Origin of the sequence: Desulfovibrio sp., assembly GCF_034006445.1 — a bacterium.
Lineage (GTDB): Bacteria > Desulfobacterota > Desulfovibrionia > Desulfovibrionales > Desulfovibrionaceae > Desulfovibrio.
In genome coordinates this window covers 1-4,825 of the sequence record NZ_JAVESS010000038.1, presented here as the reverse complement: position 1 = coordinate 4,825, position 4,825 = coordinate 1, and the positions used below count along the sequence as shown (strand labels likewise).

6 protein-coding genes are annotated in these 4,825 nt (G+C 59.4%); all 6 read right to left on the bottom strand.

What is annotated here, in order from left to right:
- Positions 1-88: 88 nt before the first annotated feature.
- Positions 89-469: a hypothetical protein gene (locus RBR41_RS14480; protein ID WP_320353383.1), complete on the bottom strand. Its 381-nt coding sequence runs from the start codon at positions 467-469 to the stop codon at positions 89-91.
- A 9-nt stretch (positions 470-478) separates the two neighbouring features.
- Positions 479-1,504, bottom strand: coding sequence for a major capsid family protein (locus tag RBR41_RS14475; protein ID WP_320353382.1), 1,026 nt, complete (start codon positions 1,502-1,504; stop codon positions 479-481).
- A 10-nt stretch (positions 1,505-1,514) separates the two neighbouring features.
- Positions 1,515-1,976, bottom strand: a complete 462-nt coding sequence (locus tag RBR41_RS14470; protein ID WP_320353380.1) for a hypothetical protein — start codon at positions 1,974-1,976, stop codon at positions 1,515-1,517.
- A 14-nt stretch (positions 1,977-1,990) separates the two neighbouring features.
- Positions 1,991-3,343 carry a DUF2213 domain-containing protein gene (locus tag RBR41_RS14465; RefSeq protein ID WP_320353378.1) on the bottom strand — a complete coding sequence of 451 codons (1,353 nt, stop codon included), beginning with the start codon at positions 3,341-3,343 and terminating at the stop codon, positions 1,991-1,993.
- Positions 3,336-4,241: a minor capsid protein gene (locus tag RBR41_RS14460; protein WP_320353377.1), complete on the bottom strand. Its 906-nt coding sequence runs from the start codon at positions 4,239-4,241 to the stop codon at positions 3,336-3,338. Before RBR41_RS14460 ends, RBR41_RS14465 begins: the two co-directional genes overlap by 8 nt.
- The coding region (locus RBR41_RS14455) for an anti-CBASS protein Acb1 family protein (RefSeq protein ID WP_320353375.1) at positions 4,238-4,825 on the bottom strand (588 nt) is incomplete at its 5' end. The genes RBR41_RS14460 and RBR41_RS14455, both read right to left, overlap by 4 nt.

The following is a 4,825-nucleotide window of genomic DNA, read 5'->3' as shown; positions in this document are numbered from 1 at the left end:
GTCAGCAGAGAATCAGGCGTAAGCGCCTCATCGCCAAACTGGGGAAACATTGCCCGCCACTCGGCTATATTCAGGGATACCCGCGCCATTACGATTTATCCGGCGTTGTGTTCAGGCTCTTGTCGGCATTGGCCCCGTCAACCTGCACCTGTTCAAAGCCCGTTTTGACATTGGCCTGTTCGTTCGCCTGGGCGTCACCCTTTTTGGAGGGAGCAGCAAAGATGACGGGAGAGTCTTTGGCAAACATGGCCATATGCCCATATTTGCCCGTTATTTCTTCCCACTGTTCGGCAGTAAGGGTGGTCACGCCGTATGCGGTTCCGGGGGCGGGATTGCCATTGGGGTCAACCAGCGCGGAAAGGGGTTTGCCCTTGATCGTGACGCTCCCGCACTTAAGGTCAAAGCAGACGCCCTGGGGCATTTTGCAATACACATCAATGGTCGCAGTAATATTGGTAGTCTTGGCCATGAGTATCTCCTACACGCCGATCATGCCGGCGATGGCTGCCGGGCGATAAATGAGGGTGCCGCATGTGCCGGCGCGGAACTTCTGTGCATAGCTGGAAAGCCCGCGCACCACGGGGAAGGCGTGGAACTTTTCGGTTGCGCCGATTTCCGCAGTTGCCTGGCCCTGAAATTCGGGCTGAATGAGCTGCACCAGCTCACCGCTGGCCGTGGAAAATTCCGGCACGGTGACGATTTCCAGCTTGGGAAGGAACTTTTTGATCATGTCCAGAGCAGACACGTTAAAGTCCGTGGCCGCGCCCATGATGGCGTACACGCCAGGGGAGCAGACCAGCACCAGGCGGTCATCAACTCCATCGGAGGTTACGTTGTCGTTGCCGCCCATCTGGTTCACCAGGGCAGCATAGAGCTTGCGCACATCGTCATATATCTGGCGCGAGGTTTTCTTTTCCCAGTCGGTGACGGCTGCGCCGCCGCCCTCGGGCGTCACGCTGTTGGGCGTGATATTGGCATTGAGGCTGGGGTCATTCATGAGGCCATAGATACGGCGACCAGCCACGCCCTGAAGGGCGAAGCGGTTGACGTCCACATCAATGACCAGGGCGGCGGAACGCTGTGTGCCCGTGCCGAGGCTCACGCGGGCAAGGCCGGACATTTCCTCTTCCAGATCGCCCACGCGGCGGATTGTCTGGAAAAGATAGGTATCGCGCGTGGCCCAGTTATTGTTGACGTCCGCGCTGCCGCCGTTGCTGAAGTCGTCATACGGGGCAGTATGGCCCACAGCTTCAGCCAGCGGGAATCGGACGGAGCTGGTGGTGGCATCACCCTTGATGACTTCAGGATAGATAGCCCTGGCGCGGCGGGGGCTGGTCAGGATTTCGACCACCTGCGGGTTGAAAAAGGTGGTAAATTCCGTGGGAACACCGGCATTGGGCGCGGTGACAGGGGCAGCGTCATAGGCTTTATTGGGGTCCATGATTTTGGTGGCCCCATCCACGATAAAGCCGAAATCACGCAGTTTCTGCAAGGTCATAGGCATAAGAGATCTCCTAGTCGCGGGATGCCACAAAAGGCGCACCCGCCGCCGCAGATGTGCGGACGGTAAATTCGGTTTCAACGTGGCCTTCCACCGTGGCCCCGGCGGCGGCTGTACTGACGGATCCGGTGGTCAGGCTGGCAAAGACCTTTTGACCGATGCTTGGGGCCGAGGCAGACGCCAGAATGATGGGCCCCCGCACAAGTACCGGGACAGCATGCCCGGCGGGAATGAGCATGGTGGCGTCCTCATCGGACGCCAGGGGCTGAACGCGCACACGCACAACGACACCGGAGGGGGTGCCTGTGCCTTTGTTGACCATCGCGCCTTCAGCATCAGGCCAGACGAAGTTGCCAATGGTTACGCCGCCCGCACCCGCAAGAGGCGTAGGGAGATAGAATGTGGCCGGGTTATGGCCATACAGCGTGCCGGGCACGCCCAGGGCGATACCGCCCACCTGTTTTTGGGTTGCCATGATGGCTCCTTTCCCTAACGGGACTTACGCAGACGGTTGAGGTGAGCAAAACATCCCTTGGCAGCTTCCGGCGCGGCGTCATTGGCACGTACCGGGCTGACCCATCCCTGATTGCGGGTTTTCATGGCCGCAAGGAAGCTGTGGCGCATAGCGCTCTTGGGCATGCCGGACGTATCCACGCCCATGCGGCGCAGGGCCATGCCATAGAGATCTTCGGCGCTGTCGCGGGCCACATTGACCGTGGTTTCACCCAGTATGGGCCGGGTGTCGCGCTGGGCATCCATAATGGCCTGCATCCTGACCAGTGCGGTGTTGGCGGCATCCGCTGCCGTTTTGGCCGGGTCAGCGGGTTCGCCTTCATCCTGTGCCTTTTCCGCCTCTTCGGGTTGATCGCTGTCTGCGGCCTTGGGCGGCTGTTCTTCGTCAGAAGCCGCAGCAGGCAGAAGTTTTTCCAGCAAGGCGGCGATGGCAGCCCGTTTTTCTTCAGGCAGGTCGGCCAAAAGGGCCATGAGCTGTGTGCGCTGCTCGTTGTCTTCCGCTTTGGGGGTGGGATCGCCTTCATCCTTGGCGGGCGGGTCGGCGCTGCCTTTGCCAGGATCGTCACCGGGGTCGGTGTCGGCAGCCTTTTCAACCAGCTCCAGCACCTTTTGCTTGGCCAGTTCTTCGGTAAGGGCTTTTTCCTGGGATTCAATTTCACCGGGGGCGGCATCCTTGGCCATGCGGCCACCTTTCAGGTGGCGCAACAGACGGCCTACAAGCCCGGCGGGCAAGAGGACGGTTTTCTTCTGGGGCATTTGAGGCTCCGTGGTTTGAGGTTTGGGTGCATTGTCGCGCACGACCACAGTTGGGCCAGCGCGTCCCACATCGACCAGGGCAAGGTGGTTGCCGCGCAGGTTGCGCATGACTCCGTCATACTCCTGCCCCTGCCACTGACCTGGCGTCATATCCAGATCATATTGGTAGGCCAGCGACAGTTCCTTGAGTTCCTCGGATTCAATGCGCCGTATGGCATCGGCATCATGCACACACAGGCTTATGCGCAGGTATTCGCCATCAAAGCGCGGGTCACTGCCCAACGAGCCGATAATTTGGGCCTTGGGCAGGTTTTCCGCATCCGTCTCGTTGTGCATAAGTTCCAGCGGGAGACGGCATATGGTGGGCGCGGCTCTGGCCAGTTCCGAACCCGGGCGATACAGGCGGTATTCTTTTTTGGGGTCAAGCCCCAAAGCTTCGCACATCGGAATCTCATTACCGTAATACACGGCCACCTGTTCGCGGGTGACGGGGTTGTCCTGAACGTGCAAGAACCCATTGGCGTCCTTTGTACGGGCGCTCTGCGCGTCCAGGGCTATGCTGGGACTAGGCATTGGCGGCCTCCTCATATTTGGCCAGATCCGACTGGCTTTGGGCGAATGCGGGCAGCAAGGGGGCGTACTGGCAACGGCAGCGCGGCAATTCACCAGGGCGAATCTTTCGACCCACCGCCGGGTCATAGAGTCCTTCGGAAAGAAGGAAAGGACGTCCATCCATCGCCTTGTGGGTTTCCCGGGCCTGTATGCTGCGGCTGACGTGAACCCACGTCACGCGGGTAATGCCCAGTTCCTGATATCTCTGACGGGTAAGGGCTTCTGTGGCTTTATTGTTCTGATCTTCGGCGATAAAGGCCGCACGGTTGCGCGCGACATCAAAGCGGGAGCCGATATCCTCTGTAAGCTGCCCAAGGTCGCGACCGGAGCGGACGGAACGCATGATCAATCCCTCGAGGTCTACCCCCAGCCGTTGCGGAAGACTTTTTATGAGTGATGCGTTTTCGGCCACAATGCTGGACATGGTGTTCTGCATGGCGCGCGAAGTCTTAAAGCGTACGCTAATGCCCGTAGCGCCTTTGATGCCTGCGGCAACCCCGGCGCTGGCCTGCCCCAACGTGCTGCTGGCGAACCACTTGGCGTCATCTGATGCGGCATCACCAAAATGGCGTGTCCACTGTCGCATCCGCACACGCAGCGCAGTCAGCATTGCATTGGCCGGGCTGGCATCAAGCGCAATCACTCGCAGAGCTTTACGCCACCAGGGCAGCGCGTCATAAGCTATGATTTTTTCCTGCTGCCGCTTATATTCCGCAGCCAACCACCAGAGCAGCGAGGCCCGCATTTCATCAAGGCGAGTCTGCAACCGTTTGGCATATGCGGCGCGAACAGCCTGTGATGGGCGCGCGGGTTTGCCCGGTCTGGTATTGCGCGGGGTCAGGGGACGGCTGGTGTTCATAGCAATCCCCCGTCAACATCATCGGGCAAATCACCGCCCGGGGCCTGCGGCAGCTCGTCAACATCAAGCCCGGTATATTCCGACTGCGGATCATTGCTTAACCGGCCTCGGATTTCTTCGGCGGATATGGCCCCGCACTGCTGCAAGACGGCATCTGTATCGGCCTTGGTTTTATTGATGATTGCAAGTTCGTTATCACTGGGCTTTTTGAGCGCCGCCCAGGTAAAGCCGCAGTCGGGGTCAATAGCGCCGAATGTGTGCAACTGCGCCAAGGCAAGAGCCGTGTTCATAGGCTCATCAAACATGCTGGCCTGCTGCCCCGAAGCATGGTCATACCAATTCTGCAAATCTGATTCGCCTGTGGCGTTCATACCGCCGGGACTTACGCCCAGATATTTGGTGACAGGCATGCGCCACACAGCCGCCAGCATTTCCAGCGCCTGGCGCACAATGTCCACCACACCGGACAGCGGCGTATTGATCTGGAGGATTTCTTCTTCCTCCATATCCACCAGCTCCACGCCGTCATTGTCTCTATTCTTGGCAAAGTATTCGACACGGCGGCGCACATCATCATCACCGCC

Coding starts and splice junctions, on each gene's coding strand:
- RBR41_RS14480 (WP_320353383.1), bottom strand. CDS start 469: ATGGCCAAGACTACCAATATTACTGCGACCATTGATGTGTATTGCAAA.
- RBR41_RS14475 (WP_320353382.1), bottom strand. CDS start 1,504: ATGCCTATGACCTTGCAGAAACTGCGTGATTTCGGCTTTATCGTGGAT.
- RBR41_RS14470 (WP_320353380.1), bottom strand. CDS start 1,976: ATGGCAACCCAAAAACAGGTGGGCGGTATCGCCCTGGGCGTGCCCGGC.
- RBR41_RS14465 (WP_320353378.1), bottom strand. CDS start 3,343: ATGCCTAGTCCCAGCATAGCCCTGGACGCGCAGAGCGCCCGTACAAAG.
- RBR41_RS14460 (WP_320353377.1), bottom strand. CDS start 4,241: ATGAACACCAGCCGTCCCCTGACCCCGCGCAATACCAGACCGGGCAAA.